The sequence below is a fragment of the Cedecea sp. Ae19-4 genome, from assembly GCF_059801165.1.
Genome location: NZ_JBCHWG010000001.1, coordinates 1977632 through 2002250, shown reverse-complemented (window position 1 = coordinate 2002250; position 24619 = coordinate 1977632). Strand labels below are relative to the sequence as shown.

Annotated in this window: 22 protein-coding genes and 1 pseudogene; 20 read left to right on the top strand and 3 right to left on the bottom strand. The window is 54.7% G+C overall.

Going from position 1 to position 24619, the window contains the following annotated elements; genetic code table 11:
* The first annotated feature begins 1 nt into the window (after window position 1).
* The 4 genes from AAIE02_RS09470 (at window position 2) to AAIE02_RS09455 (ending at window position 3145) form a co-directional block, all read left to right on the top strand.
* Window positions 2–847, top strand: a complete 846-nt coding sequence (locus AAIE02_RS09470; protein WP_498532425.1) for an ABC transporter permease — start codon at window positions 2–4, stop codon at window positions 845–847.
* Window positions 840–1817 carry an ABC transporter ATP-binding protein gene (locus AAIE02_RS09465; protein ID WP_008453861.1) on the top strand — a complete coding sequence of 326 codons (978 nt, stop codon included), beginning with the start codon at window positions 840–842 and terminating at the stop codon, window positions 1815–1817. Before AAIE02_RS09470 ends, AAIE02_RS09465 begins: the two co-directional genes overlap by 8 nt.
* Complete coding sequence (locus tag AAIE02_RS09460; protein WP_336818051.1) at window positions 1810–2784, top strand: ABC transporter ATP-binding protein; 975 nt, start codon at window positions 1810–1812, stop codon at window positions 2782–2784. Before AAIE02_RS09465 ends, AAIE02_RS09460 begins: the two co-directional genes overlap by 8 nt.
* 109 nt (window positions 2785–2893) lie before the next feature.
* Entirely contained in the window at window positions 2894–3145 is a 252-nt protein-coding gene (locus AAIE02_RS09455; RefSeq protein WP_008453864.1) for a DUF2766 family protein, read from the top strand.
* 70 nt (window positions 3146–3215) lie between these two features.
* On the opposite strand, the gene AAIE02_RS09450 is transcribed toward AAIE02_RS09455, so the two are convergent.
* Both AAIE02_RS09450 and uspC read right to left on the bottom strand, forming a co-directional pair.
* The gene (locus AAIE02_RS09450) at window positions 3216–3719 is read right to left on the bottom strand and encodes a non-heme ferritin-like protein (protein ID WP_008453865.1); all 504 of its coding nucleotides are present in this window, start codon (window positions 3717–3719) and stop codon (window positions 3216–3218) included.
* Between the two features lie 817 nt (window positions 3720–4536).
* Window positions 4537–4956, bottom strand: a complete 420-nt coding sequence (gene uspC, locus AAIE02_RS09445; protein ID WP_498532424.1) for a universal stress protein UspC — start codon at window positions 4954–4956, stop codon at window positions 4537–4539.
* A gap of 937 nt (window positions 4957–5893) precedes the next feature.
* Between uspC and flhD the strand changes: the two genes are divergently transcribed.
* From flhD to cheW, 6 genes are all read left to right on the top strand, one after another.
* Window positions 5894–6244 (top strand): flagellar transcriptional regulator FlhD, encoded by a 351-nt coding sequence (flhD, locus tag AAIE02_RS09440; protein ID WP_008453867.1) that lies wholly within the window; start codon window positions 5894–5896, stop codon window positions 6242–6244.
* Window positions 6245–6247: 3 nt separating this feature from the next.
* On the top strand, window positions 6248–6826 hold the full coding sequence (gene flhC, locus AAIE02_RS09435) for a flagellar transcriptional regulator FlhC (protein WP_039294634.1): 579 nt from the start codon (window positions 6248–6250) through the stop codon (window positions 6824–6826).
* 125 nt (window positions 6827–6951) lie between these two features.
* Complete coding sequence (motA, locus tag AAIE02_RS09430; protein WP_008453872.1) at window positions 6952–7842, top strand: flagellar motor stator protein MotA; 891 nt, start codon at window positions 6952–6954, stop codon at window positions 7840–7842.
* Window positions 7839–8768, top strand: a complete 930-nt coding sequence (gene motB, locus AAIE02_RS09425) for a flagellar motor protein MotB (protein ID WP_008453876.1) — start codon at window positions 7839–7841, stop codon at window positions 8766–8768. Before motA ends, motB begins: the two co-directional genes overlap by 4 nt.
* Before the next feature lie 10 nt (window positions 8769–8778).
* The gene (gene cheA / locus AAIE02_RS09420; RefSeq protein ID WP_205246396.1) at window positions 8779–10797 is read left to right on the top strand and encodes a chemotaxis protein CheA; all 2019 of its coding nucleotides are present in this window, start codon (window positions 8779–8781) and stop codon (window positions 10795–10797) included.
* A 28-nt stretch (window positions 10798–10825) separates the two neighbouring features.
* The gene (gene cheW / locus AAIE02_RS09415; protein WP_008453882.1) at window positions 10826–11320 is read left to right on the top strand and encodes a chemotaxis protein CheW; all 495 of its coding nucleotides are present in this window, start codon (window positions 10826–10828) and stop codon (window positions 11318–11320) included.
* Between the two features lie 210 nt (window positions 11321–11530).
* Here the strand turns inward: cheW and AAIE02_RS09410 are convergent, their stop codons facing one another.
* Window positions 11531–12796, bottom strand: coding sequence for a dicarboxylate/amino acid:cation symporter (locus AAIE02_RS09410; protein WP_008453884.1), 1266 nt, complete (start codon window positions 12794–12796; stop codon window positions 11531–11533).
* 656 nt (window positions 12797–13452) lie between these two features.
* On the opposite strand from AAIE02_RS09410, the gene AAIE02_RS09405 reads away from it, so the two are divergent.
* From AAIE02_RS09405 to cheZ, 10 genes and pseudogenes are all read left to right on the top strand, one after another.
* Window positions 13453–13983 (top strand): Csu type fimbrial protein, encoded by a 531-nt coding sequence (locus tag AAIE02_RS09405; RefSeq protein ID WP_008453886.1) that lies wholly within the window; start codon window positions 13453–13455, stop codon window positions 13981–13983.
* 14 nt (window positions 13984–13997) lie between these two features.
* Window positions 13998–14717 (top strand): fimbrial biogenesis chaperone, encoded by a 720-nt coding sequence (locus AAIE02_RS09400; RefSeq protein WP_498532423.1) that lies wholly within the window; start codon window positions 13998–14000, stop codon window positions 14715–14717.
* A gap of 55 nt (window positions 14718–14772) precedes the next feature.
* Entirely contained in the window at window positions 14773–17052 is a 2280-nt protein-coding gene (locus AAIE02_RS09395) for a fimbria/pilus outer membrane usher protein (protein ID WP_498532422.1), read from the top strand.
* 35 nt (window positions 17053–17087) lie between these two features.
* Window positions 17088–18044: a spore coat protein U domain-containing protein gene (locus AAIE02_RS09390; RefSeq protein WP_166991581.1), complete on the top strand. Its 957-nt coding sequence runs from the start codon at window positions 17088–17090 to the stop codon at window positions 18042–18044.
* Between the two features lie 125 nt (window positions 18045–18169).
* Window positions 18170–19838: pseudogene (gene tar, locus AAIE02_RS09385) on the top strand (methyl-accepting chemotaxis protein II).
* A gap of 42 nt (window positions 19839–19880) precedes the next feature.
* Window positions 19881–21485 (top strand): methyl-accepting chemotaxis protein, encoded by a 1605-nt coding sequence (locus AAIE02_RS09380; RefSeq protein ID WP_498532421.1) that lies wholly within the window; start codon window positions 19881–19883, stop codon window positions 21483–21485.
* A gap of 19 nt (window positions 21486–21504) precedes the next feature.
* Window positions 21505–22371, top strand: a complete 867-nt coding sequence (gene cheR / locus AAIE02_RS09375; RefSeq protein ID WP_008453898.1) for a protein-glutamate O-methyltransferase CheR — start codon at window positions 21505–21507, stop codon at window positions 22369–22371.
* Window positions 22368–23417 (top strand): protein-glutamate methylesterase/protein-glutamine glutaminase, encoded by a 1050-nt coding sequence (locus AAIE02_RS09370; protein WP_039294605.1) that lies wholly within the window; start codon window positions 22368–22370, stop codon window positions 23415–23417. Before cheR ends, AAIE02_RS09370 begins: the two co-directional genes overlap by 4 nt.
* Window positions 23418–23436: 19 nt before the next feature.
* Complete coding sequence (cheY, locus tag AAIE02_RS09365; RefSeq protein ID WP_008453900.1) at window positions 23437–23826, top strand: chemotaxis response regulator CheY; 390 nt, start codon at window positions 23437–23439, stop codon at window positions 23824–23826.
* 10 nt (window positions 23827–23836) lie between these two features.
* Window positions 23837–24487 (top strand): protein phosphatase CheZ, encoded by a 651-nt coding sequence (gene cheZ, locus AAIE02_RS09360; protein ID WP_008453901.1) that lies wholly within the window; start codon window positions 23837–23839, stop codon window positions 24485–24487.
* The last annotated feature ends 132 nt before the right edge of the window (window positions 24488–24619 follow it).

Here is a 24619-nt window from a genome sequence, read left to right as displayed (position 1 = left end):
CATGAGCAGAAGATGGAATCAGGTTAAACAGGGCCTGAAACGCAGCCGCCCCGCGCAGCTTTCTCTGGCGGTACTGGTGATTTTTGCGCTGGCTTCATTATCGGCTTTTTTAAGTCCGTGGGACCCTAATCAAATGTCGCTTCAGGGAAGGATGCTGCCGCCGGATGTCAGCCACTGGTTTGGCACGGATGAATATGGCCGGGACTACTTCACCCGCGCACTTTATGGCGGGCAAATCTCCCTGATGGTCGGGTTTTTAGCCATGCTGTTTTCCACGCTGATTGGCACGCTGGTGGGCACCGTCAGCGGCTACTTTGGCGGCAAAGTTGATAACCTGCTGATGAGACTGGTGGACATTTTAATGGCGATCCCGGCTTTTTTCCTGCTGCTGGTGCTCAATGCTTACCTGAAGCCCGGCATCGCTAACATCATTCTGATTATCAGCGCGCTGACCTGGATGAATATGTCGCGACTGGTGCGGGCAGAAACGTTGACGCTGAAAGAGCGGGAATACGTGATTTATGCCCGGGCGTCCGGGGAGCATCCGCTGAGGATTATCGCCCGGCACATTATTCCGAATATTTTGCCGACGATTATTGTGGCGGCCACTTTGAATATCGCCTCGGCGATTTTAATGGAGTCAACATTGAGTTTTCTTGGTCTCGGCGTGCAGCAGCCGGATGCCTCCTGGGGCAGCATGCTGAATAACGCTCAGTCCTACATCGGCGAAGCCTCCTGGCTTGCCATGTTCCCGGGGGGGCTGATCCTGCTGACGGTGCTGAGTTTTAACGTGCTGGGCGATGTGTTCCGTACCGCTTTTGAGCCAGGGGCAAATCGCGATGCGTAATTTGCTGGAAATTGAAAACCTGAAAACCTCTTTCTTTACCCGCGAGGGTGAAGTACAGGCGGTACGCGGCGTCACCTTCAGCGTGCAGCGGGGGGAAGTGGTGGGTATTGTGGGCGAGTCCGGCTGCGGCAAAAGCGTTACCTGTAAATCGGTGATCAATTTGCTGGGCAGCCATGGCAAGGTGGTGGGAGGCCATATCCGTTTTCAGGGAGAAGACCTGGCGCGTAAAACGGCGGAGCAAATGCGCCACCTGCGCGGCAGCGAAATCGCGATGATTTTCCAGGATCCGATGACGGCGTTAAATCCGGTGCTGACCATCGGGCGACAAATGAGTGAGATCCTTATTCGCCACCAGAGTTTGAGTAAGAAGGCGGCGAAAGAGAAGGCCATAGCGATGCTAGGGCAGGTGGGCATCAGCCAGCCGGAAAAACGCTATGACCAGTATCCACACGAGTTTAGCGGCGGAATGCGCCAGCGGGTGATGATCGCGATCGCGCTGTCGTGCCATCCGTCATTGCTGATTGCCGACGAGCCGACGACCGCGCTGGACGTGACCATTCAGGCGCAAATTCTGCGCCTGCTGAAACACCTTCAGCAGCAGACGGACACCGCTATCTTACTGATCACTCACGACCTGGGCGTGGTGGCGCAAGTCTGTTCCCGGGTGGTGGTGATGTACGGTGGGCTGGTGATGGAGCAGGGCAGCGTTGAGGCGATTTTTTATCGGCCCGCCCATCCCTACACGCGTGGTTTGCTGGCTTCGTTGCCTCGCCCTGACGGCAGCGAAGCGCGCTTGTCGCCGATTGAGGGTAGCCCGCCGGGTCTGCTCAATCCGCCGCCCGGCTGTCCTTTCGCCGCTCGTTGCCCGCAGCGCATGGCCATTTGCGACACGGCAGCACCCAAACACACGCTCGCCGACGGCCATGAAGTCAACTGCTGGCTGTGGAAAAAAGAGGCCGCTCATGCCTGACATCACTCCTTTGATTCGCGTGCGTAATCTGCACAAACATTTCACCGCTAATCGGGGCTGGTTCGGGCCGGGGACCACGGTAAAAGCCGTGGATGGCGTGAGCTTCGATGTTTTTCCGGGGGAAACTTATGGCCTGGTGGGGGAGTCCGGCTGCGGGAAGTCGACGCTAGGGCGAAGCTTATTGCGGCTGTTCGAGGTGACCGACGGCGAAATTGAGTTCGACGGGCAAAATATTGCGGCGCTTAACGAACGTCAGCTAAAGCCTATCCGCCGCCGGATGCAGGCCGTTTTCCAGGATCCCTATTCGTCGCTAAATCCCGGCATGACGGTGGCGCAGCTGATCGCTGAGCCAATGCGTATTCACGGTTATGATGCGGCACGGCGGAAAGCCCGCACTCTGGAGCTGCTCGGGCAGGTGGGATTAAATCAGGAGCACCTGGACCGCTTTCCCCATGAGTTCAGCGGCGGCCAGCGGCAGCGAATCAGCATTGCCCGGGCGCTGGCGGTGAATCCCGAATTTATTCTTTGCGATGAGCCGCTGTCGGCCCTCGATGTCTCTGTGCAGGCACAGGTGGTGAATATTTTGCAGGATCTGCAGCAGACATTTGGGCTGACGTATTTGTTTATTGCCCACGATTTGTCTATGGTTCGCCACATTTCTGACCGAATCGGGGTAATGTATCTTGGTTCTCTGGTGGAGGAGGCGCCTGCGGAAACGCTGTATAGCCAGCCCGCTCATCCCTACACTCGCGCGCTGCTCGCGTCTATTCCCATTGCAGACCCGCATGTTCAGATGCTGGAACAGGGTGGGCTAAAAGGCGAAATCGGCGGTGATACGGGGGAAAGCGTTGGCTGCAAGTTTGCCACCCGCTGCCCGCGAGCAATGGGCCAATGTCACCAGCAACCTCCCCGAATGCAGGAGATCTCGCCGGGTCACCGCGTGGCCTGCTGGCAGTTCGAAAAATGAGTCGGCGGGGGCATTTTGCTCCCGCTTCACCGCTCTTCCAGCGAATGGGCTGTTGCCTCGTGCAGAGGCGCGCAGGTAGACTGTCGCGCAAATAAAACAGGAGATTAAAATGGCCGAACAACTCTCTGCCGATCAGGAACTGGTTTCCGACGTCGTGGCGTGCCAGTTAGTGATTAAACAAATTCTCGACGTGATTGATGTGATTGCGCCCGTTGAAGTCCGCGACAAGATGGCGGAACAGCTGAAAACCATCGATTTTACTACCCATCCTGCGGCCGTTGATCCGGTCACGCGCCGGGCGATTCAAAAAGCCATCGCACTGATTGAGCTGAAATTTACGCAGCAAAAAGAAGCGCACTGAAGTTTTTATCCGCTGCCAGAAAGCAAAAGCACCGCCCAGTTGCGGTGCTTTTTATCTGAGTCGGGGCTGCTCAGTGATAGTCTCGTTCGACAAAACTGAGTACGCGCCTGTCGGTCTGGCTCATGCACAGGCCTGCCTTGTTGGCATCCCGGACCTCTTCGAGAATCGTTTTCAGCCGCTCTCCCTCCCGATCCTGTTCTAAGCCTAGCGCCATTAAAAAACTGACGACTCTACCGGCATTGACGGCTTTAGCTTCTTCCTTAAGCGCGGTCAGCGTTTCATGTCGGAGATGGTAATCATCCAGCGTTTGTTGAAAAAGCTCTTCCAGCGTCAGGCAGTGGCAGTCAGGCGGGGACATAGTGCCGACGCTGGGCATACCGCCGGACTGCTTCATAAAATTAAAGACCCGCATCATGTGGGTCACATTGTTTTGTGCCTGACTACGTAAAAAATTCGCACTCCCCGTCAGGCTGTGTTTGGCGCACCAGGCGCTCAGGTGGAGACACAGATGGGAGGCATAGAATTCACGATTAATTTGCGCATTAAGTTTCTGGATCATGCTGGCAGTGGGCATATAAATATCCTTATTTCATGAGCACTTTTATGAAGAGGTGAAATAAACATACGCCGCTATCACGGATGAGAAAAGTCCTAATTCAGCCTATTTTTATTTTTTTTTGATTTTCTTTAAGATAAAAAGATCATGAAGTTATCCATCTTTTGATTTTTCGTAACATACTGTATTTAATATAAAATATATTTATCGGTTTTTTCTTTTTATCCCTGTCTTGCTTTATATCAGAAATGAGGTTTGTTCAGTCCGTGAATTGTTTTTAATGTGTATCATTTTTGATTTTTGGGGTGGTTTTAATGTTGTCTGTTTGTATGTGTTGAGGTCATGTTTGCGGTTTCTGTCTCCTGGGTGGGAATGTTGTCATCTGGGTTTAAAACAAAATTTGCGCTCGCAGAGTTCGAGAGGCGTTCTGTGAGCCAGGCCGCTGTTGTGCAAGAAAAATACTTCGGTATAAAAAATAATCAAATCCAGGAGGGGAAATGCAGCAGGATCCGCTGATACGGCTAATGAATTGATTTTTTTACCTGACGCAGCCAAAGATGGCGCTGTTGGCAATAATGTACGGTTAACAGCCGTCTGCATCCTTCCGTTGAGGCATCTCCAGCCAGAAACCACGCAGCCGCAGATCCGGCGCAATCCAAAAATCCTGCCGCGCGCATGAGCGTCTTCCTTGTTAATGAAGGCAGTCGCTAAAATGCAGGATAAAAAGTTAATTTTTCAGAAAAAAGCGTGATTAGTCGCTATGGAATAATCAAAGCGGTGGTTGAGTTGAGGCCGAAAAAGCGGAGCTGGCTCCGCTTTCTGTCGGGGGAGGCGATTAAAGCGGGACCAGCAGTACATCAACCTGGCTTGACGCCACCACGGCCTTGGCTGAGCACATAACCTTGCCAAAGAAACTCTGATTGTGATTACCGCAAAGCACCAAATCAACGTCCTGTTTTTCACAAATTTCCAGAATGTGCTCGCTTAGTTCCCCTGTGGAAATAATTACCTTTTCAACAGGATATTGCGCTTTCTCTTTCAGCTCAGCGAGAAAAAGATGGGTTTCTTCCAGCATCAGATCGCGGAGGTTTTCCAGCATTGGGGCGGCAAGCTGGTTATACAGTTCGGGATCGGACGCGAGCGTGACCAGCGTAATTTTGCCGTTGACGGGTTTGACGATGGAGACGGCCTTTTGCACCAGACGATGGCTTTCAGGCGTGATAGCAACGGCAACCAGCACATGACGATAGCTCATATAACCCCTCCACATTTAGTGTGAATTGTTAACATTTTCTTACACCACTTGTGACTCAGGCGCAACGCGTACAGCGGTGCGAAATGTGAAGCCACTCATAGAAATTGTTTAGTTATTCTTATGAAACGAATTTGCAACATTGTTTCGTAGACGAAATGTGAAAATTTTCCATCAGACGAACGGATTAATTTGAGAACCTGGATCGAGTGATAACTTTCGGTAGCTGACGCTTTTGAAATCATAACGCTCGGTTAAAATGCCGCTATAATTTCACTTAAGTCTATGAATAACAGCAGATTACTCTTAACGGCTTTCATAAAGTGTGATCGCTCAGGCATTCCTGGCCGCCAGTATCAGATAAAAAGCAATGACAACTCATGGAGTTGTGATCTTTCAGTGTCACTATTCGTCTGCCGGCTTCGGTAAAATTCTTAATCAGATGAAAAAGTAAGCAAATGAAAAGCGATTCTGATGCTTTTCACTCCGAAGGATGATGTATTTATGTGATCTGCGTCACATAAATTCCAAAATCGCAGGTGGCCGCATTGTATGTGCCAGGGGCTGCGAGTAGAGTTTGCCCGAATTAGGAAAAATCTTAGTTTTTTGTAATAAAATGATGAACGACAACAGGCGTTCGGGCTCTGTCAGGGAAATGGCTTCTACGTGGGATGCGGAGGGGCTGAGTCAGGGCTGAAGATTTATCCGTGCATTTTGGCCGTAACGATTGTTTTAATTTAACCGGGGCAACCCGGCGACATCGCGGGGTGCGGTAACAACCCCCTAATAGTTCAGAAAACAGTAATGGCGCGACAGATGCGCTTCGGCTTCTTACAACCGTAAGTTTCTGGAGAATTTACTCGCGCTGACACGTTACTGTCATCCGACATATTTAGGCTGGGCCGCATACAATAATAGTTGGTTATTCGGGATGGAAAAAATGCATACTTCCGAGTTGCTAAAACATATTTACGACATCAATTTGTCGTACTTATTGCTTGCACAGCGTCTTATTAGTCAGGACAAAGCTTCGGCTATGTTTCGCTTAGGTATCGCTGAAGATATGGCAAATACGTTAGGGGAACTCACGTTGCCCCAGATGGTGAAATTGGCAGAAACTAACCAATTAGTTTGTCAGTTCCGTTTTAGCGAAAGTCAGGCAATTACGCGCTTAACACAAGACTCCCGTGTGGATGATTTACAGCAAATTCATACCGGTATTTTGTTATCGACCCGTTTATTGAGTGAGGTGTCGTCGCCTGCCGAGGCACCTAAGAAAAAAAGGGCATAACAAATGAGCGAGAAAAGTATTGTCCAGGAAGCTCGCGACATTCAGCTCGCTATGGAGCTGATAACACTGGGTGCCCGATTGCAAATGCTGGAAAGCGAAACGCAGTTGAGCCGTGGTCGCCTGATCAAACTCTACAAAGAACTCCGTGGAAGTCCTCCTCCAAAAGGGATGCTGCCTTTCTCTACTGATTGGTTTATGACCTGGGAGCAAAATATTCATGCTTCCATGTTCTGTAATGCCTGGCAGTTTTTACTTCGTAGTGGGCTCTGCACCGGCGTTGATGCGGTGATTAAGGCCTATCGGCTCTACCTTGAACAATGTCCTTCCCAGTCAGACGGCCCGCTATTGGCGCTGACTCGCGCCTGGACGCTGGTGCGTTTTGTTGAGAGCGGCATGCTCCAGCTGAGCCAGTGCAACTGCTGTGGGGGCAATTTTATTACCCACGCACATCAGCCGGTCGGCAGCTTTGCCTGCAGTCTGTGCCAGCCGCCATCGAGGGCGGTAAAAAGACGTAAACTTTCCCAGAATGCTGCCGATATTATTCCACAACTGCTGGATGACCAGGTGGAACAGGCTGTGTAACAGATTCTGTGTTTGCGTATTCCAGCAGCGGTGAGTGATTACCGCTGCTTTTTTTATGCCCAAACACGACGCTGCACCTGCCTCCTGGGCATCCTCGCTACACTCAACGGCGTAAGGATGATCTCGTGCTGATTTTAATAGGTTACCTGGTTGTTTTAGGGACAGTGTTCGGCGGTTACATGTTGACCGGCGGCCACCTTGGCGCACTTTATCAACCTGCTGAATTTGTGATCATTGGTGGGGCGGGTATTGGGGCGTTCATTGTAGGGAATAACGGCAAGGCGATTAAGGGCACCTTAAAAGCGCTGCCGCTGCTCTTCCGACGCTCAAAATATACCAAAAGCATGTATATGGATTTGATGGCATTGCTTTATCGTCTGATGGCTAAGTCGCGTCAGCAGGGTATGTTTTCACTCGAAAGAGACATCGAAAACCCTAAAGAAAGCGAAATCTTTGCCAGCTATCCGCGTATTTTAGCGGACACCATGATGCTTGATTTTATTGTCGATTATTTGCGTTTAATCATCAGCGGAAATATGAATACATTCGAAATTGAAGCGCTGATGGATGAAGAAATCGAGACCCATGAAAGCGAAGCGGAAATACCGGCCAACAGCCTTGCGTTAATGGGGGATTCATTACCAGCCTTCGGTATCGTTGCTGCGGTAATGGGGGTTGTGCACGCTTTGGCATCCGCCGACCGTCCCGCTGCGGAATTAGGCGCATTAATTGCGCACGCTATGGTGGGTACTTTCCTCGGTATTTTACTGGCCTATGGTTTTATTTCCCCATTAGCGAGCGTGCTGCGCCAAAAAAGTGCTGAAACCACCAAAATGATGCAGTGCGTGAAGGTCACTTTACTCTCCAGCCTCAACGGTTATGCCCCGCCAATCGCGGTGGAATTTGGCCGTAAAACGCTTTACTCCAGCGAGCGCCCATCGTTCATTGAACTGGAAGAGCACGTCAGAGCGGTACGTTCCCCGAACGCGCAGCGCGCGACGGAAGAAGAAGTATGAAGAATCAGGCCCATCCCATCGTTGTCGTAAAGCGCCGCAAGCACAAGGGACACGGCGGGGCGGCCCACGGCTCCTGGAAAATTGCCTACGCGGACTTCATGACCGCGATGATGGCTTTCTTCCTGGTCATGTGGCTGATTTCCATCTCCAGCCCGAAAGAGCTGGCGCAAATTGCTGACTACTTCCGCACCCCGCTGGCGCAGGCCATTACCGGGGGCCAGCGTATCGCCGACAGCGAAAGTCCTATTCCGGGCGGGGGCGATGACGTCACCCAGCAGCAGGGCGAAGTGAAAAAACAGCCCAACATTGAAGAGCTGCGCAAGCGCATGGAAGCCAACCGCCTGAAGCGCATCAAAGGGGATCTGGACCAGCTTATTGAGTCAGACCCGAAGCTGCGTGCGCTACGCCCACACCTGCAAATCGACCTGGTTCAGGAAGGGTTGCGTATTCAGATTATCGACAGCCAGAACCGCCCGATGTTTAAAAACGGCAGTGCGGAAGTGGAGCCTTACATGCGCGACATCCTGCGCAAAATCGCCCCGGTGCTGAACGGTATTCCTAACAAGATCAGTCTGTCCGGCCATACCGATGACCTGCCTTATGCCAACGGCGAGCGCGGCTACAGCAACTGGGAGCTTTCCGCCGACCGCGCGAATGCTTCCCGCCGTGAGCTGGTCGCCGGCGGCCTCGACGACGGCAAAGTGCTGCGCGTCATCGGGATGTCCTCGCAGATGAGCCTCTCCAAACGTGGAGGCGGGGACGCCATTAACCGTCGCATCAGTTTGCTGGTGCTTAATAAACAGACCGAAGACGCCATCATGCATGAGAACTCCGAGAGCGAGAACCAGCCTCTCAGCGTTCTGCAGCAGGATCCTACGGCGGCTCCGGCGAATAACACAGTTGCGCCACAACCAGGCACGAGGTGATAGCGTGAGCATGGATATTAGCGATTTTTACCAGACATTTTTTGACGAAGCCGACGAGCTGTTGGCCGATATGGAGCAGCATCTCCTGGATTTGGTGCCTGAGGCGCCGGATTCTGAACAGTTGAACGCTATTTTCCGTGCGGCCCACTCCATCAAGGGCGGGGCCGGTACGTTTGGCTTCTCCATCCTGCAGGAAACGACCCACCTGATGGAGAACCTGCTCGACGAAGCGCGGCGCGGTGAGATGCAGCTCAACACCGATATCATCAACCTGTTTTTGGAAACCAAGGATATTATGCAGGAACAGCTGGACGCCTATAAAAATTCTGAAGAGCCGGATGCCGCAAGCTTCGACTATATCTGCAAAGCGCTGCGTCAGCTGGCCCTGGAAGCCAAAGGCGAGGCACCATCGGCGCCGGCCAAACTCTCCGTGGTAGAAACCGAACAGCCTGAGTCCGCGCCTGCCGACAACGGCGGCAGGCTGCGCGTGGTGATTGACGGCCTGAAAGAAGCTGAACGTGACCTGATGCTCGAAGAGCTGGGGAACCTGGGCACCCTGAGCGAGGTGGTCAAAGACGCCGCTTCCGTAACGGCCACGCTGGAAACCAGCGTCAGTGAAGACGATATTACGGCCGTACTTTGCTTCGTGATTGAGCCTGAGCAAATCAGCTTTGTGCCGGTTACCGCAGCCAGCGCGCCAGCGGTGGCAGAAACCACTTCGGTGGCGGTGCCTGAGGCACCTGCTCAAACGGCTGTCGCCGTGCAAAAAGCGGGCCTGCCTGAGCCGCTGACCCCTGCGACAGGGCGCGTTGAGCGCGATAAACCTGCCGCTCGCGCATCTGAATCGACCAGTATCCGCGTGGCGGTAGAGAAAGTTGACCAACTGATTAACCTGGTTGGTGAACTGGTGATCACCCAGTCCATGCTGGCCCAGCGTTCTAACGAGCTCGACCCGGTCAACCACGGGGATTTGATCACCAGCATGGGGCAGCTGCAGCGTAACGCGCGCGACCTCCAGGAATCGGTGATGTCTATCCGCATGATGCCGATGGAATACGTCTTCAGCCGCTTCCCGCGTCTGGTCCGCGATCTGGCCGGGAAGCTTAACAAGCAGGTGGAACTGACGCTGATGGGCAGCTCCACCGAGCTGGATAAGAGCCTCATTGAACGCATTATCGACCCGCTAACGCACCTGGTACGCAACAGCCTTGATCACGGTATCGAGTCGCCGGAAAAACGCCGGGCGGCAGGGAAGTCCGAAGTCGGGAACCTGATCCTGTCTGCGGAACATCAGGGCGGCAATATCTGTATCGAAGTGACCGACGACGGGGCAGGGCTCAACCGCGAGCGTATTCTGGCGAAGGCGATTTCCCAGGGGATGCCGGTCAGTGAAAGCATGACCGACGACGAAGTCGGGATGCTGATCTTCGCGCCGGGCTTCTCCACCGCCGAGCAAGTCACCGACGTGTCTGGCCGTGGCGTGGGCATGGACGTGGTGAAACGTAACATCCAGGAGATGGGCGGCCACGTCGAAATCCAGTCGAAAGCCGGAGCAGGGACGACCATTCGCATTCTGCTGCCGCTGACGCTCGCTATCCTCGATGGCATGTCGGTTAAAGTGAGCGACGAAGTCTTTATCCTGCCGCTGAACGCGGTGATGGAATCCCTGCAGCCGCAGGAAGAAGATCTTCACCCGCTGGCGGGCGGCGAACGCGTTCTGGAAGTGCGTGGGGAATATCTGCCGCTGGTTGAGCTGTGGAAAGTCTTTGACGTTCAGGGCGCAAAAACTGAAGCCACACAGGGCATCGTTGTGATCCTGCAAAGTGCCGGACGCCGCTATGCGCTGCTGGTCGACCAGCTGATTGGCCAGCATCAGGTGGTGGTGAAAAACCTGGAAAGCAACTACCGCAAGGTGCCGGGCATTTCTGCAGCCACCATTTTGGGTGACGGCAGCGTGGCGCTGATCGTCGATGTTTCTGCGCTGCAGGGGCTAAACCGTGAACAACGTCTGGCGCTAACCGTCGCCTGATTAACCGCTTAAAAGAATAGGTACGCAAATGACTGCACTAACGAATGTGACAAAACTGACCGGGGAAAACGTAGGCCAGGAGTTTCTGGTGTTCACCCTCGGCGCTGAAGAGTACGGCATTGATATCCTGAAGGTGCAGGAGATCCGCGGTTACGATCAGGTGACGCGCATCGCGAACACGCCTGCTTTTATTAAAGGCGTCACCAACCTGCGCGGCGTGATCGTGCCGATTATCGACCTGCGCCTGAAGTTCGAACAGGATGGCGTCGAATATAACGACAATACCGTGGTTATCGTGCTGAACCTGGAAAAACGCGTGGTCGGGATTGTGGTTGACGGCGTGTCCGATGTGCTGTCGCTGACGGCGGATCAGATTCGTCCTGCGCCAGAGTTCGCTGTCACTCTGTCAACTGAATACCTGACGGGCCTGGGCGCGCTGGGTGAACGTATGCTGATTCTGGTGAACATTGAGAAGCTGCTGAACAGCGAAGAGATGGAGCTGCTGGATTCTGCGGTCGCTTAATCCGGTTTGCTAAAAATAAGAAGGGCTACCCTAGGGTAGCTCTTTTATTGTTTTACACAGAGGGAAAAAGCGTGGTTTTTCCCTCTGTGTGGTTATCAGCCGAAAATCACAAAGTGATTTTCCAGCATATTTATTGGTGGAATCTGGTATTGCTTCGTTTGCCAGACATCGCCGGCTTGCGATAAGGGCTACCCGAGGGTAGCCCTTTTTTTATGCCTTAACTTCTTCCACCGGCACGGTGCCGGTTTCTTCCAGCATGCCTTCGTTCTTGGACAGCATCGCGGTTGCCACGCCGTTGCCCAGCACGTTGATCGCCGAGCGGCCCATATCCAGGAAGTGGTCAATCCCCATCAACAGCAGGATGCCCGCTACCGGAATATTGAAGCTTGGAATTGTTGCCGCCAGCACAACCAGCGCGGAGCGCGGCACGCCGGCAATCCCTTTGGACGCCAGCATCAGCGTCAGCATCAGCACGGCAATCTCAGAGAAGGAGAGATGCACGTTATAAGCCTGGGCAATAAACATGGACGCAAAGGAGCAGTAGACCATCGACCCTACCAGGTTAAAGGAGTAACCGATCGGCAGCACAAACGAAGCGATGTTGCGGGAACAGCCAAAGCGGGTCAGTTGGTCCAGCGTTTTCGGATAGGCCGCTTCAGAGCTGCTGGTGGTAAAGGCCACCAGAACGGGATCTTTCAGCATCGCCAGCAGGCGGAACACATCACGCTTCAGCACCATGTAACCCACGCTAATCAGCACGATGCAGGTGAGCACGATAGCCACATAGTAGCCGCCGATAAACGAAGCGTAGTTGAGCAGAATGCCCAGACCCTGGGTGGCAATCACCGAAGAGATGGCGGCGAAGATAGCCAGCGGCGCGACATACATCACGTAGCCGGTCACTTTCAGCATGATGTGGGAGACAACGTCCAGCGCGCTCACCAACGGGGCGTTAAATTTCTCGCCCAAAGACGCGCCGGCAATACCAAAGAACATCGAGAACACCACAATCTGCAGGATCTCGTTGTCCGACATTGCCCCGGCAATGCTGGTTGGGATGGTATGGGAAATAAAGGCTTTCAGCGTCATTCCGCTGACGGCCAGGCCGGTCTGCACGGCTTCGGCTGGCACTTCCAGGTTCATGCCCGCACCCGGATGCTCCAGGGTGACAATAAACAGGCCGACCAGAATAGACAGCACGGAAGAAGAGACAAACCAGACCATTGCCTTACCGCCTACGCGGCCAATGGTGGAGGTTTCGCCGAGCTTCATGATACCGACCGTCAGGGTGCTGAAGACCAACGGCGCAATCACCATCTTGATCAGGCGCAGGAAGATATCGGTAAACAGCGTGATGTTATCGGCGTAGCCTTTGATGACGTCGGCGGCGGCGTATTCGTGGATGGCCGCACCGGTGAAGATCCCCGCTATCATGAACAAAATGATGAATAGCGTGAGTTTGTTTGAACTTGCCACTGACTTAGTAACCCCGTAGTTGACTGTAGTTAATGTGTGTTTTTTTGTAACTTACTGACCCTTATATAATTATTGTTTCCGGGCCGTAAATGCGCGGAGCATAAATTGAATCAAACTGCGCCGATATACAACTCTTTTTTATAAATTCTGTTAATTGTTAATTAAGCAGCACTTAATCATTATTTGTGATGACTGTCACAAAATGACGGATATATTCTTTTCGCTTTGCAGTGATGTAAGGTGTTTTGCATTTAACGCATTGTTTTTATTGATAATAATGTGTCAATTGTCCTTCTGAATGAATTTTTTGACGTGGTCTGGTTATTTCCCATTCTCTAAACTAAATTTCAACTAAGTGATGGCGTAACGTACTGATTTTTTTCTTACCGACAGGCCCATAAAGGTTGCGGCCAGAAACCGTTTTGCTTGCTTGATAAATGAACGATTGGGGTTATTTGTGGGCAAAATGATTTTTTATGCAGCATGCACAATATCTGATGGGCAGCCATTTGGCTTCATGACGAATTATATAAAAGACAAGTTATGGCGTCCGCCTTCTTTATTAAAGCGGAATATAGACTAGCGTTAAATCATCCCGTGCCGCTTCGTTGTGTATTCACGAAGTATGATTGAGTCATTTGAATGAGGGTAAGGATATGAATTCAGCCACTGCAGCACGCTTAATTCTCTCTTGTACTGCGTTTGCGGTTATTCCATCGGCTAATGCGGCGGTGGCAAACGGTACATTTCAGGTCCTCATTACGATTACAAAGTCCTGTACAGTAACGGCGGGGGCAGCCTCGAATATTAACCTCGGGTCGGTTGCCGCCAGCGCAGTAAACACCTCGCAAAGTAATACATTCACCGTGAACTGCTCCAAGGCAACGCCCTATTTTATCGGGCTTGCGCCTTCTGCAGCCAACGGTGGCACCACCACCGGTTCGGGAGCCATGTCGTCCGTGCTTAACTTCGCCACCAACACCGACAAAGTCCCTTATCAGCTGAACCAAACCTCGGCCACCGGGCCAGTTTGGGGTAACACCGCCACCACAACGACGGTGGGTAACGGCGTGGCGGGCCTGGGCACCGGGCTGGCTATCTCGTATACGGTTTATGCCACTGCGGCGAGCGCCAACTACACGCCAGACAGCTATGCGGATACTGTGACCGTCAACGTTAACTACTGATTTCAGGGCAACGGATGAAAATGAAATTAGGCGGACGCCCGGCCTGCGCATGCCTGTTGCTGGCGCTGGCCGTGGGACAAAATGCGCTAGCCGGTGGCCTGCAGATATCGCCGGTTAACCTGACGTTGAGCGCCGCACAAAATGCGGATGGTATCTGGTTAAGTAATGAAGGGGCTGCGCCGCTCAACGCACAGGTACGGGTTTTCAACTGGCAGCAAAGCGGCAATGCCGACAGGCTGTCAACCTCTCAGGGGCTGGTCATTAGCCCTCCCATCGTGACGCTGCCCGCCGGGGAGCGCCAGCTTGTCCGCGTGATCCGCACGACGCCTGCCACCAATCAGGTGGAACAGGCCTATCGCTTGTTTATTGATGAGTTGCCGCCTGCCAAAGTGCAGAAAAATACTATTCAGTATGTTATGCGCTATTCCGTCCCGGTGTTTTTGCAGCCTGTGGGGCAGGCTGAAAACACTGCAAAACTGAAATGGGCATTGGTGCAAACCGATGGCAAAACATTTGTCGACGTGAGTAATCAGGGAAACAGCCACGCCCAGCTTTCTGCCATGACATTTATTCAGGCTAATGGCGCGCGAAAAACGATTACGCCAGGTCTGTTAGGTTATGTTCTTCCCGGTTCAACTATGCGGTGGATAATATCTTCGTCTGCCAGTGATGCTTATCACAGTGGAAAGGTTGAAGTCACTATCAATGGTCAAAAAACAGAACAAAATCTATGACTGGCCATATTCTTTGGTAAATATTGTATTGCTTAATGGTTTATTTTTCTCAGGCATGACAGCAGCACAAAATACTAATAATGACTTACCTCAGAATGCGGCCAGCAATGATACAGCTCAGCCTGTAGGCGTGGATTTATATCTGGACACGACGGTGAACGGGAATGCCGTGGGTCTGGTTCATCTTGGCTACGCGCAGGGAAAACTCTACGGCGACGCGATGGCCCTGCGTCAGTTGGGATTTCACCTGCCGGAAAAAGCACAGCCGCCGTATTACCTGAATGACATTGCCCAGGTCAAAGTTGACTATAACGTGCAGCAACAAACCCTGGCGTTGACCGCGCCGCTGAGCCTGTTAGATCTGAAAACCACCCAGCTCAATCAGTCCGATATGTCCTCGCCGAAGGCCGACAATGCCCTTGGGGCGTTGCTGAATTACGATCTCTACGGCGACAGCGGCAAGAACAGCAATTTCAACACATTCAGTGAGTTCCGGGCGTTTAATTCGGCAGGCGTCCTGAGCTCGACCCAGCTTACCCGCTACAGCACGGAACAGAATAGCAATCAGTCTTTTAGCCGCCTGGACACCAGCTGGCGCTCCTCTTTTCCCGATAAAATGCTGGCGGTTACACTCGGTGACACGCTCACCAGTTCGCTTTCATGGTCCCGCCAGACCCGCATTGCCGGGGTGAAAATCGGGACGGATTTTGGCCTCAACCCTTATATGCCCACGACCCCGCTGCCGGCGTTTCTGGGGTCGGCCACGCTGCCCTCCAGCGTGGAGCTGTATGTCAACGGGGTTAAATACTATAACGGCGAGGTTCCGGCGGGCAGTTTCCAGTTGAATACGCTGCCAAACATCACCGGCGCAGGGAATGCTCAGGTGATGATGACCGATGCCCTGGGCAGAACCAGCGTGCAGAACTTCTCTTTTTATAACGATCAGCTCCTGCTTAGGGAAGGGCTCACGGACTGGTCCCTTGAGCTGGGCGTGGTCAGAAAAAACTACGGCTATTCCTCCTTCGACTACGCCAGCGAACCCGCGCTCAGCGGCACCTGGCGGCGGGGCTTCAGCAACAGCCTGACCGCAGGGGGCCATATGGAGGCCAGCGACAGCCTGGTCAACGGGGGCGTCAGCAGCGACTGGATCCCCTGGAGCCAGTCCGGGACGATCTCAACCGCGCTGGCGGCAAGCTCGGATGCCGGGGAGAATGGCTATTTGTATGGACTCGGCTATCGCTGGTCCGGCGGGCGCTTCAGCTTTAGCTCCAGCGCCACGGCCACCTCCGGCGACTATCACGATGTTGCCACACGCTATGGTGCCCCGCCGCCAGCCTTCAGCGGCAGCGCGGTGGTGGGGTATAACTTTGGCGTGGGGGGGAATCTCAGTCTGAGTTACCTGCAGTTTCGCTACCCTGACCAAAGCGCTATTCGCTACGCCAACGCCAGCTGGTTTAAACCCATCACGGAAAACATCTCCTTAAGCGCCAGCTTTAACCAGAATATTGATGATACCCGCGACCGCAGCGTGTACCTGATGCTGACCGTCAGTACCAGCAATAGCCTGACGGCCGGAGCGACGGTGCAGCGCACCGGGGACAAGATGGGTTACCAGCTCAATGCCAGCCAGAATCCACCGTCCGAGGGCGGGGTCGGCTGGAACGTGGCCGCCAGCCAGCAAAGTTCACAGCAAACCGGGCAGGGTGAAGTGGGTTACCTGGGGCGCTATGGCCGCGTATATACCGGCTTCCGCAGCATTCCAGACAATAATTACGGCTATGCGGGGGCGACGGGGTCGCTGGTGATGATGGGCGGCGGCGTGTTTGCCGCCCGGGAGATCAACAACGGGTTTGCCGTGGTTTCTACGGACGGTATTCCCGATGTACCGGTCAAGCTGCAGCATAACCTGGTGGGCAACAGCGACAGCAGCGGACGGCTACTGGTGACGCCGCTCAACAGCTACCAGAACAACCTGATCAGTATCGATCCAATGAACCTGCCGGCCAACATGCGGATCCGCAGCGTCAGCCTGAACGCTACCCCAGCCGACCGCTCCGGGACGCTGGTGCATTTTGATATCAAGCCGGTTCGCGCCGCCCAGATAAGCCTGGTTGACGCTAAAGGCAAAGCCATCGCCGAAGGCAGCCCGGTCAGATTAATGTCAGGCACCGGGCAGGACTCGATTGTCGGGTTTGATGGCATGACCTATTTCGATGCGCTTGAGCTGCACAATCAGCTCCGGGTGACAGCAGAGAACGGTATTTGTGTGGCTGCGTTCGACTATCCAGAGAATCAGAAAAGCGTGCCGACTATTGGCCCGGTTGTGTGCCGATAGCGTACGCGTGGACTTTTGAGACAGGAGTGACCCGCATGAGATTAAAACAATTACTGCTGCTGGCGGTGCTCTTGCTGTCCCCCGGGATTAGCCATGCGGTTGTATGCTCGGTTAGCAACGTGCAAACCGTTAACTTTGGCACCATCAACCCGCTGGCGACAGGCACGCCCAACACTTCAATGACCTTCGATTACAGCTGTTCCAAACAACTGGGCGATCTGCTGGCCGGGGTGACGCTCTGCTTTAATATTGACGGGGCCGGCGTTGGGAATCACAAAATGTCTTTTGCCGGTCCGCCTGCCAGTACGCTGTCCTATGAGCTTTATCAGGGAACGTTAAGCGGGGGGGCGTGGGGGAGCCAGTTTCAGTCGGGAACGACCTACCCGATGGTGCCGCTCAATTTACTTAACCTGACGCCCGTCACCGGCAGCCTGACGGTCTACGCCCAAATGACGCTGCCGCAAATATCCGCCGCGCAAGGCGGGTATCAGGATACTTACACCAGCGGCATGACTACCGTCACAATGAATACCGGCCTGCTGGCCCCCCCCTCCAGCTGTGGCACCAGCGTGGTCGCAAACTTTCCCTTCAACGTGGTGGCGACCGTGGGCAAGCAGTGCAACGTCAGCTACGCCAATAACGTTAGCTTCGGGCCGGTGGCGGCTATGCAAAGCAATGTGGCGTCGAATAACACCATCGGCATTGCCTGCACCACCGGCACGGTTTACACCGTGGGCCTGACGCCATCGAACGGCAACACGGGCGGCACCGGGGTGCTGTCAGGCACGGGAAGTAATACCGATCAGGTGCCTTATCAACTAAGACAAGCCACCGGAACATCCGGGGCGGTGTGGGGCAACACGTCGCTGAACATGCCGTCCAGCACCGGTAACGGGGGAGCGCAGCAATACCAGGTCTATGTCACTATTCCGAGCACCAATTACACGCCAGACAACTATGCCGACACGGTGACCATTACCGTAACCTATTGATCGTTCCTCTTGCTGACAGATAGCCGGTTGCCATGGCGCAACCGGTTAATTTCCCTGTGACTTAACGTAAAGTTCCCGCTGACGGTGCCGATAACCTCGGGAACAAGTCGTTAAAAGGGCGTCCTATGTTAAAGCGTATTCGCGTTGTCACCATGCTGATGATGGTGCTGGTGGTGTTCGCGCTGCTGCAAATCATTTCCGGTGGAATGTTCTTTAATTCGTTAAAAAACAACAATGATAACTTCAAAGTCTCCCGCGAACTGCGGGTGCAGCAGGCCGAATTAAATCAGGCATGGATCCTGATGTTGCACACGCGCATTAACCTTAGCCGCTCTGCCGCGCGCATGATGATGGATCCGGCCAATAGCCAGAGCGCAGCCAAAACCGATCTGCTGAACAATGCGAAGAAATCCCTCGCCAGCGCCGAGCAGCACTACAACAACTTTAAACAGGTTGCGCCCATTTCAGCCGAAATGAACACCGTGGTGAAAGATATCGACGGTGATTACCAGACCTACCATCAGGCGCTGGCGGAGCTGATTGGCTACCTGGAAAGCGGCAACATGGATGCCTATTTCGGTCAGTCGACCCAGGGTATGCAGAATGCGCTGGAAAAAGCCTACGACGGCTATCTGGCGCTGAACGATCGCATGTACGAAGCCTCGTACGTCGACAGCCGCGACGGCTACACCTTCGCCATCTGGCAGCTTGGCATTTTAGCCCTGGCGCTGGCCGCAGTCATTCTGCTGGTCTGGGTCGGGATGCGTCAGATACTGCTTAAGCCGCTGAACGTGGTGATCGGGCATATCCGCGAGATTGCGGCCGGTAACCTGACGGAAAAAAAAAAACGTTGAAGGGAAAAACGAGCTGACCCAGCTAGCCTCCAGCGTGCAGCACATGCAGCAGGAACTGATTACCACCGTCAGCAGCGTGCGCGAAGGGTCGGATGCCATTTACAGCGGCACCACCGAAATTGCCGCAGGCAATAACGATCTTTCATCCCGCACCGAGCAACAGGCGGCGTCCCTGGAAGAAACCGCCGCCAGCATGGAGCAGCTCACCGCCACCGTGAAGCAGAACGCCGAAAACGCACGTCAGGCCTCTCAGCTGGCGCTGAATGCGTCCGAAACCGCGCAGCGCGGCGGCAAGGTTGTCGATGGCGTGGTGAAAACCATGCATGACATCGCGGGTTCCTCCAGGAAAATTGCCGACATCATTAGCGTGATTGACGGGATTGCCTTCCAGACCAACATCCTGGCGCTGAATGCGGCGGTAGAAGCCGCGCGTGCGGGTGAACAAGGACGTGGCTTCGCGGTTGTCGCCGGGGAAGTACGTAACTTAGCCAGCCGCAGCGCCCAGGCGGCAAAAGAAATTAAATTGCTGATTGAAGATTCCGTTTCGCGCGTGGACACGGGATCCGTGCTGGTGGAAAGCGCAGGGGAAACCATGAGCGACATCGTGAACGCGGTGACGCGGGTCACGGACATCATGGGGGAAATCGCCTCCGCCTCTGACGAGCAAAGCCGGGGTATCGACCAGGTCGCCCTGGCCGTGTCTGAGATGGACAGAGTGACACAGCAGAACGCCTCGCTGGTGGAAGAGTCTGCTGCCGCGGCCGCCGCGCTGGAGGAGCAGGCCAGCCGCCTGACTCAGTCTGTCGCGACGTTCCGTTTGCAAGGGAATGCGGGTAGTAAAAAACCTGCAGCGGCCGCGCCGGTAGCGCAAAGCCCTGTGGTTCATGCCCCGCGTACTCCGGCCCGGGCCGGGGATGACGATAACTGGGAAACTTTCTGATCAGATGAATACCGGCCTGCTGGCCGGCAGAGGGAAGCTTTGATGTTAAACCGTATCCGGATCTCGACCACGCTTTTCCTGATTTTGATTGTCTGCGGCGTTTTGCAGATTGGCAGTAATGGCTTGTCTTTTTGGGCTTTTCGTGACGATTTCCAGAACCTGAAAAGGGTCGAGGTTAGCAATCAGCAGCGCGATGCGTTAACCCAAAGCCGGGCCGCGTTACTGCAGGCCAGCAATGCCTTAAACCGGGCGGGTACGCTGACCGCACTCAGCTATCCACCGGACGATATCAAACGCCTGATGGCGGATGCCCGCAGCAGCCTGAAGCAGGCGGATATGCTGTTTAACCAGTTCCTCGAGATCCCGCCGAAAGAGGGCGAGGCTGAGACAATGCTGGCCTCGACGAAAGAGAGCTATACGGCGTTCAGAGACGATCTCCAGCATCAGGCAACGTGGCTTGAGAACAACCAGCTTTCCGACTTTATGACCGCGCCGGTACAGAAGTCGCAGGGCGTTTTTGATGCGAACTTCAATGCCTGGCAGCAGAGCATTAATCAGATTGTGCAAACCGCGAGCGGCGACAGCCAGAAAAACTACCATATCTCCGCGGTGATTTTCACCGTGGTGACGATCATCGCCGTGGTGCTGTTGCTCGGCTCCCTGGCCTGGTCGCGCAAGATGATTGTGCAGCCGCTGGCGATTGTCCGTAGCCACTTTGACAGCATTGCCGCCGGGGACCTGGCGAAGCCAATTTCGGTCTTCGGGCGCAATGAGATCTCGGAGATATTCGCCAGCCTGAAAAATATGCAGACGGCGTTAAAAGAGACGGTCAGCCAGGTGCGCAGCGGCACCCGCTCCATGCACGCCGGTATCGGTGAGATTACCGCAGGCAACAGCGACCTGTCGGCTCGAACCGAGCAGCAGGCGGCTTCCCTGGCAGAAACGGCGGCCAGCATGGAGCAGCTCACGGCTACAGTCGGGCAGAACGCCGATAACGCTCGCCAGGCGGCACAGCTTTCCCGCAGCGCGGCTGATACCGCGAAGCAGGGCGGGCAGCAGGCAGCAAACGTGGCAAACACCATGCGCGACATCGCGGGCAGTTCGCAGAAAATTAGCGACATTACCAGCGTGATCGACGGCATTGCGTTCCAGACCAATATCCTCGCGCTGAACGCGGCGGTAGAAGCGGCGCGTGCCGGGGAGCAGGGGCGTGGTTTTGCGGTGGTTGCCGGGGAAGTTCGTAACCTGGCCAGCCGCAGCGCGCAGGCGGCCAAAGAGATCAAAGTATTAATTGAAGAGTCCGTTGACCGCGTGCAGCAGGGATCGAAGCTGGTCGATACGGCGGCGACAACGATGGCTGAAATTGTCCGTTCGGTCACCCAGGTGAACGACATTATGGGCGAAATTGCCTCGGCGTCAGATGAGCAGCGCCGTGGGATTGAGCAAGTCGCTCAGGCGGTCAGCCAGATGGATCAGGTCACGCAGCAAAACGCCGCGCTGGTTGAAGAAGCCGCCAGCGCCACCGATGCGCTGGCGGGGCAGGCTGAATATCTTTCCGGCGTGGTGGCGGTATTTCACCTGAGCGGTGCCGACGCTGAGCCCGCAGCCAGTGAATTCGCCGCGACCGGAGAATGGGTAACATCTTGAAGGGAATAAAGAAGGCGCTATGACATCATCGACGCCCACCGGGCAACAGTCATTAATGCTACAGATGACACAGCGTCTGCCGCTGTCCGACGCGCATTTTCGTCGGATATGCCAGTTGATCTATCAGCGCGCGGGTATCGTGCTGGCCGACCATAAACGGGACATGGTTTATAACCGTCTGGTTCGCCGCCTGCGTCTGCTGGGTCTGGATGATTTTGGCCGCTACTTAGGCATGCTGGAAGCCAACTCCAGCAGCGCCGAATGGCAGGCGTTTATCAACTCGCTGACCACTAACCTGACCGCTTTTTTTCGCGAAGGACACCATTTCCCTATCCTTGCGGAGCACGCTCGCAAACGCAGCGGGGACTATAAAGTCTGGAGCGCGGCGGCTTCGACCGGCGAAGAGCCCTATTCCATCGCCATTACCCTGGCGGATGTGCTGGGGGGCGGTGCGGGACGCTGGAAGGTTTTTGCCAGCGATATCGACACCCAGGTGCTGGAGAAAGCCCAGAGCGGCGTTTATCGCCAGGAAGAGCTGAAAACGCTTTCGCCGGTACAGATGCAGCGCTATTTCATGCGCGGCACGGGGCCGCATGAGGGGCTGGTCCGGGTGCGCAGTGAACTGTCGAATCATATTGATTTTGCGCCGATCAACCTGCTGGACAAGCAGGCACCGGTACCGGGGCCATTTGACGCCATTTTTTGCCGCAATGTGATGATTTATTTTGATAAACCTACACAGCAGGCGATTTTGCAGCGCTTTGTTCCGCTGCTGAAACCCGGCGGGCTGCTGTTTGCCGGGCATTCGGAGAACTTCAGTAACCTCAGCCGTGACTTCTGGCTGCGTGGTCAGACGGTCTATGGCCTGAGTAAGGAAAGAACATGACGAAAATACGTGTCTTATCGGTCGATGACTCTGCGCTGATGCGGCAGATAATGACGGAAATTATCAACAGTCATAGCGATATGGAAATGGTTGCTACCGCCCCGGACCCACTGGTGGCGCGCGATCTGATTAAAAAGTTCAATCCGGATGTGTTAACGCTGGATGTCGAAATGCCGCGAATGGACGGCCTCGACTTCCTGGAGAAGCTGATGCGCCTGCGGCCCATGCCGGTGGTGATGGTGTCTTCGCTGACCGGCAAAGGGTCGGAAGTGACGCTGCGCGCGCTGGAGCTGGGGGCTATCGACTTCGTGACCAAGCCGCAGTTGGGCATTCGCGAAGGGATGCTGGCCTACAGCGAAATGATTGCTGAAAAGGTGAGAACCGCCGCCAGGGCTAAGATTGCCGCACATGCGCCAGCCGCCGTGCCTGCGACGCTGAAGGCCGGGCCGCTGCTTAGCTCGGAAAAGTTGATTGCCATTGGGGCTTCAACCGGCGGCACCGAAGCGATTCGCCATGTGCTGCAGCCGCTGCCGCTTTCCAGCCCGGCGCTGTTGATTACCCAGCATATGCCGCCGGGTTTCACCCGTTCGTTTGCCGAGCGGCTGAACAAGCTGTGCCAGATCAGCGTTAAAGAGGCCGAAGACGGCGAGCGCGTACTGCCGGGCCATGCCTATATCGCCCCGGGTGATAAGCACATGGAGCTGGCGCGCAGCGGCGCAAACTATCAAATCAAATTACATGACGGCCCACCCGTGAACCGGCATCGCCCGGCCGTGGATGTGCTGTTCCATTCGGTGGCGAAACACGCGGGGCGTAACGCCGTGGGCGTGATCCTCACCGGGATGGGTAATGACGGTGCCGCCGGGATGCTGGCGATGCACCAGGCAGGGGCGTGGACCATCGCCCAAAACGAAGCAAGTTGTGTGGTGTTCGGCATGCCGCGTGAGGCCATCAATTCCGGTGGCGTCAGCGAAGTGGTCGATTTAAGCCAGGTTAGCCAGCAGATGCTGGCGAAAATTAGTGCCGGACAGGCAATACGTATTTAACTGAAGGAGCCCGGATTTTATGGCGGACAAAGAACTCAAGTTTCTGGTCGTAGACGACTTTTCAACCATGCGCCGCATCGTGCGTAACCTGCTTAAAGAGCTGGGTTTTAATAACGTTGAAGAAGCGGAAGACGGCGTAGACGCGCTGAACAAACTGCAGGCCGGTGGTTTCGGCTTTGTGATTTCCGACTGGAACATGCCGAACATGGACGGTCTGGAGCTGCTGAAAACCATTCGTGCCGACGGCGCGATGTCAGCGATGCCGGTGCTGATGGTTACGGCAGAAGCCAAAAAAGAAAACATCATTGCAGCCGCACAGGCCGGGGCAAGCGGCTACGTCGTTAAGCCATTCACTGCGGCAACACTGGAAGAGAAACTGGGCAAAATTTTCGAAAAGCTCGGCATGTAAGGAGGCGCAAATGCACTCATCAACAAACCCGGCAACAGAGATACACGAGCATTCACCAACCGATATCATTGCACGTATCGGCAGCCTGACCCGCATGCTGCGCGACAGCCTGCGTGAGCTGGGGCTCGACCAGGCCATTGCTGAAGCGGCTGAAGCTATTCCTGATGCCCGCGATCGCCTGGACTATGTCGTGCAGATGACCGCGCAGGCCGCCGAGCGCGCCCTGAACTGCGTGGAGCTGTCTCAGCCTCACCAGAACCAGCTGGAAAGCGAAGCGAAAGCGCTGAGCGGCCGCTGGGATGCATGGTTTGAAAATCCGATCGAGCTGAAAGATGCGCGCGAACTGGTGACTGACACCCGCAGCTACCTGTCAGGCGTCCCGGAGCACACCAGCTTCACCAACGCCCAGCTGTTGGAAATCATGATGGCGCAGGATTTCCAGGACCTCACTGGCCAGGTTATCAAGCGTATGATGGACGTTATCCAGGAGATCGAGCGCCAGCTGTTGATGGTGCTGCTGGAAAACATGCCGGAGCCGGACGCTCGCGCCAAGCGCGTGAACGAAGGCTTGCTGAACGGCCCGCAGCTTGATGCTTCCGCCGCCGGCGTGGTGGCAAGTCAGGATCAGGTTGATGATTTGCTGGACAGCTTAGGCTTTTAAAATAGCGGCGGCCGCTCTCGCGTGCGTGGGGGAGGCCGCCCGTTAACGTCAAAATAAACGTACAAAAACGTTTGTAATTCCTCTATTAGCCCAACCGTGCTCTGGCATGCTGTCCTTGAAAATGCGGCCACG